The organism is Streptomyces phytophilus, from assembly GCF_013870535.1.
In the GTDB taxonomy this organism is placed as follows: domain Bacteria; phylum Actinomycetota; class Actinomycetes; order Streptomycetales; family Streptomycetaceae; genus Streptomyces; species Streptomyces phytophilus.
This window is the reverse complement of the sequence record NZ_JACBXC010000611.1, coordinates 1-3,583: the sequence shown is the minus strand read 5'-3', so window position 1 is coordinate 3,583 and position 3,583 is coordinate 1. Positions and strand designations below refer to the sequence as shown.

The following is a 3,583-nucleotide window of genomic DNA, read 5'->3' as shown; positions in this document are numbered from 1 at the left end:
GTTCTCCGCCCGGAAGGTGCGGGCGCCCTACGTACGCCCCCGGCCGCAGGACGTCGAGGAGGTGCGCGGCCTGCTGGCATCCGGCGCGCTCAGGCCGGTCGTCGGCCGGAGGTACCCCCTGGCCGAGGCCGCCGAGGCGGTCCGGGACTGGGAGAAGGGCCACACGCGCGGCAAGTCCGTCCTCGTCGTGTGACCCCGCTCCCCCGCGCGCGTACGGGTCAGAAGGACGCCGGTTCGGTGTAGACGCCCCACTCGTCGCGCAGCGCGTCGCAGATCTCGCCGAGCGTGGCCTCGGCCCGTACCGCCGCGAGCATCGGCTCGATCATGTTGCCGCCGTCCCGGGCCGCCGTGAGCATCGCCGCCAGCGCGGCGCGCACCCGCGCGTCGTCGCGGGCGCCCTTGCGGGCGGCCAGCGCGCGCACCTGCTCGCGCTCCACCTCGTGGCTGACCCGCAGGATCTCCAGGTCGCCGGTGACGGAGCCGGTGTGGCAGTTGACGCCGACGATCTTCTTCTCGCCCTTCTCCAGCGACCGCTGGTAGCGGAAGGCCGACTCGGCGATCTCGCCGGTGAACCAGCCGTCCTCGATGCCGCGCAGGATCCCGGACGTGATCGGCCCGATCGGGTGCTGCCCGTCGGGGTGGGCGCGCCGGCCGCGCTCGCGGATCCGGTCGAAGATCTTCTCCGCGTCGGCCTCGATCCGGTCGGTGAGCTGCTCGACGTACCAGGAGCCGCCGAGGGGGTCGGCGACGTTCGCGACGCCGGTCTCCTCCATCAGCACCTGCTGGGTGCGCAGCGCGATCTCCGCGGCCCGCTCGCTGGGCAGCGCCAGGGTCTCGTCCAGGGCGTTGGTGTGCAGCGAGTTGGTGCCGCCGAGGACCGCGGCCAGCGCCTCGACGGCCGTGCGCACCACGTTGTTGTACGGCTGCTGGGCGGTCAGCGAGACGCCCGCGGTCTGGGTGTGGAAGCGCAGCCACTGCGCCTTCTCGGTGCGCGCCCCGTACACGTCGCGCAGCCAGCGGGCCCAGATGCGGCGCGCGGCGCGGAACTTGGCGATCTCCTCGAAGAAGTCGACGTGGGCGTCGAAGAAGAAGGACAGGCCGGGCGCGAAGGCGTCGACGTCGAGGCCGCGGGACAGGCCCAGCTCCACGTAGCCGAAGCCGTCGGCGAGGGTGTACGCCAGCTCCTGCGCGGCCGTCGAGCCGGCCTCGCGGATGTGGTAGCCGGAGACGGACAGCGGCTTGTACGCCGGGATGCGCTCGGCGCAGTACTCCATCAGGTCGCCGATGAGGCGCAGGTGCGGCTCGGGTGTGAAGAGCCACTCCTTCTGCGCGATGTACTCCTTGAAGATGTCCGTCTGGAGCGTGCCGTTGAGCACGCCGGGGTCGACGCCCTGGCGCTCGGCGGCGACCAGGTACATGCAGAAGACGGGGACGGCCGGGCCGCTGATCGTCATCGAGGTGGTGATGTCGCCCAGCGGGATGTCCCGGAACAGCACCTCCATGTCGGCGGCGGAGTCGATGGCCACGCCGCAGTGCCCGACCTCGCCCAGCGCGTGCGCGTCGTCGGAGTCGCGGCCCATGAGGGTGGGCATGTCGAACGCGACGGACAGGCCGCCGCCGCCGGCGCCGAGGATGAGCTTGTAGCGCTCGTTGGTCTGCTCGGCGTTGCCGAAGCCGGCGAACTGGCGGATCGTCCACGTCCGGCCGCGGTAGCCGGTGGCGTACAGGCCGCGGGTGTACGGGAACTCGCCGGGCCAGCCGATGCGCTCGAAGCCGTCGTAGACGTCCCCGGGGCGCGGGCCGTAGGCCGGCTCGACCTCGTCGCCGGAGAGCGTGGTGAAGTCCGCCGCGCGCTTGCGGGCCGCGTCGTAACGCGCCTGCCAGCGGCGCCGGCCCTCCTCCATGGCCGCAGCATCCATGCCGTACCGCCTCTCTGCGCGCGGATCGCGCGGCGCATTTAATAGGACGTCCTAGTAAGTGTTGCATGCCCCCGCCCCGGGCGCGGCATACGCGGGCCGGGAGTGGGGGTGGTCACGGCGTGTCGAGCGCGGGGTCTAGGCTCGGTGCCATGAAGAAGAGCGTCCTCACCCGCTACCGCACGATGGCGTACGTGACCGGCGTGCTCCTCGTCCTGCTGTCCCTCGGCATGATCGGCAAGTACGCCCTGGATCTCTCCGGCGCGGACGGCTTCACGAAGGCCGTGAGCATCGCCCACGGCTGGCTGTACATCGTCTACCTGGTGTGCGCGTTCGACCTGGGGTCCAAGGCGAAGTTCCCGATCGCCAAGCAGGTCTGGGTGCTGCTCGCGGGGACGGTGCCGACGGCGGCGTTCTTCGTCGAGCGGAAGCTCACCCGGGAGGTCGCGCCGCTGATCGCCCGCGGGGGCGAGCCCGCCGCGGCGAAGGCGGAGGCCGAGGCGGAGGCGGAGGCGTAGGCGAACGGCCCTCGCGGGCCGCCGCGCCGACTGCCGCCTACTGCTCGAAGTCGCCCGCGGCTATCCGCAGCGGGCGCAGCATGGCGAAGATCTCCGCGCACTGCTCCTCGTCGTACGCGCTGAGCCCGAAGTCCATCGCCATCAGGTCGCGGGTCGCCTGCTCGACGATCTCGCGGCCCCGGTCCGTGATCGACGCGAGCGTGCCGCGGCCGTCGTTGGGGTTGGGCCGCTTGGCCACGTAGCCGGACCTGACCAGCCGGTCGACCGTGTTGGTCACCGACGTCGGGTGCACCATCAGCCGCTCGCCGATCTTCGACATCGCCAGCTCGCCGGCCTTGGAGAAGGTGAGCAGCACCAGCGCCTCGTAGCGCGCGAAGGTCAGGCCGTACGGCTTGACGACGGCGTCGACCTGCGCCAGCAGGATCTGGTGGGCGCGCATGACCGAGGTGATGGCCCCCATGGCGGGCACGGCTCCCCAGCGCTGGCGCCACAGTTCGTCGGCGCGCGCGATGGGGTCGAACGACAGGCTCAGCGGCTTCGGCACGTCGCCGACCCTACCCCCCGGTCATTTCGCGGTCAGCCCGGTCTCACTCTTCGGTCGGGTCCTGCGCACTTCCAGGCACACCAGCAGCGAGCACACCGAGCCCGTGACGCCGACCGAGGCGACGGCCACGTGCACCGGTACGAACTCCGCGACCGCACCCGCCACCGCCATGCCCACCCCCTGCAGCGTCATCAGCCCCGCGGTCTGCAGCGTCATCGCCCGGCCGCGCATCTCCTCCGGCACGGCGGCGACGAACCACTGGTCGAGGCCGAGCGAGTACGAGATGCCGAAGCCGGTGAGCACGAGCAGCGGCAGCGCCCAGCCGAAGGACGGGTGCGTCACGAAGCCGATCGCGGGGACCGTGCACAGCACCGCCACCGGGAAGACGATCCGCTCCCGGCCGCGCGGGCCGAGCAGCGAGCCGGCGAGGATCTCGCTGGTGACCGCGCCGATCGGCATGCCGGTCATGAGCAGGCCGAGCCCGACGGCGCCGATGCCGAGGTCGTCGGCGTACGCGGCGGCCAGCGCCTCGGGGGCGACGACGAAGGTCGGCGGGATCCAGGTGAGCAGCAGCAGCGCGCGGATGCGGCGGTCCCGCAGGAAGG

At 72.2% G+C, this 3,583-nt stretch carries 5 protein-coding genes; 2 read left to right on the top strand and 3 right to left on the bottom strand.

Translation table 11 applies throughout. The features are described 5' to 3' along the window. Positions 1 to 193: zinc-binding dehydrogenase (locus tag H5J30_RS22250; protein WP_181789154.1), on the top strand; the 193-nt coding region annotated here is incomplete at its 5' end. A gap of 25 nt (positions 194 to 218) precedes the next feature. On the opposite strand, the gene icmA is transcribed toward H5J30_RS22250, so the two are convergent. Beyond that, a complete protein-coding gene (gene icmA / locus H5J30_RS22245; RefSeq protein WP_181789153.1) occupies positions 219 to 1,919 on the bottom strand; it encodes a coenzyme B12-dependent isobutyryl-CoA mutase large subunit in 1,701 nt (566 codons plus the stop codon). A gap of 149 nt (positions 1,920 to 2,068) precedes the next feature. Between icmA and H5J30_RS22240 the strand changes: the two genes are divergently transcribed. After that, complete coding sequence (locus H5J30_RS22240) at positions 2,069 to 2,434, top strand: DUF3817 domain-containing protein (protein ID WP_181789152.1); 366 nt, start codon at positions 2,069 to 2,071, stop codon at positions 2,432 to 2,434. A gap of 37 nt (positions 2,435 to 2,471) precedes the next feature. Here the strand turns inward: H5J30_RS22240 and H5J30_RS22235 are convergent, their stop codons facing one another. Further along, positions 2,472 to 2,978, bottom strand: coding sequence for a MarR family winged helix-turn-helix transcriptional regulator (locus H5J30_RS22235; protein WP_181789151.1), 507 nt, complete (start codon positions 2,976 to 2,978; stop codon positions 2,472 to 2,474). 21 nt (positions 2,979 to 2,999) lie between these two features. Continuing rightward, the coding region (locus H5J30_RS22230; RefSeq protein WP_181789150.1) for an MFS transporter at positions 3,000 to 3,583 on the bottom strand (584 nt) is incomplete at its 5' end.

Excerpts from the sequence above, each read along its gene's own strand:
- icmA (WP_181789153.1), bottom strand. The coding sequence starts at position 1,919 with ATGGATGCTGCGGCCATGGAGGAGGGCCGGCGCCGCTGGCAGGCGCGT.
- H5J30_RS22240 (WP_181789152.1), top strand. The coding sequence starts at position 2,069 with ATGAAGAAGAGCGTCCTCACCCGCTACCGCACGATGGCGTACGTGACC.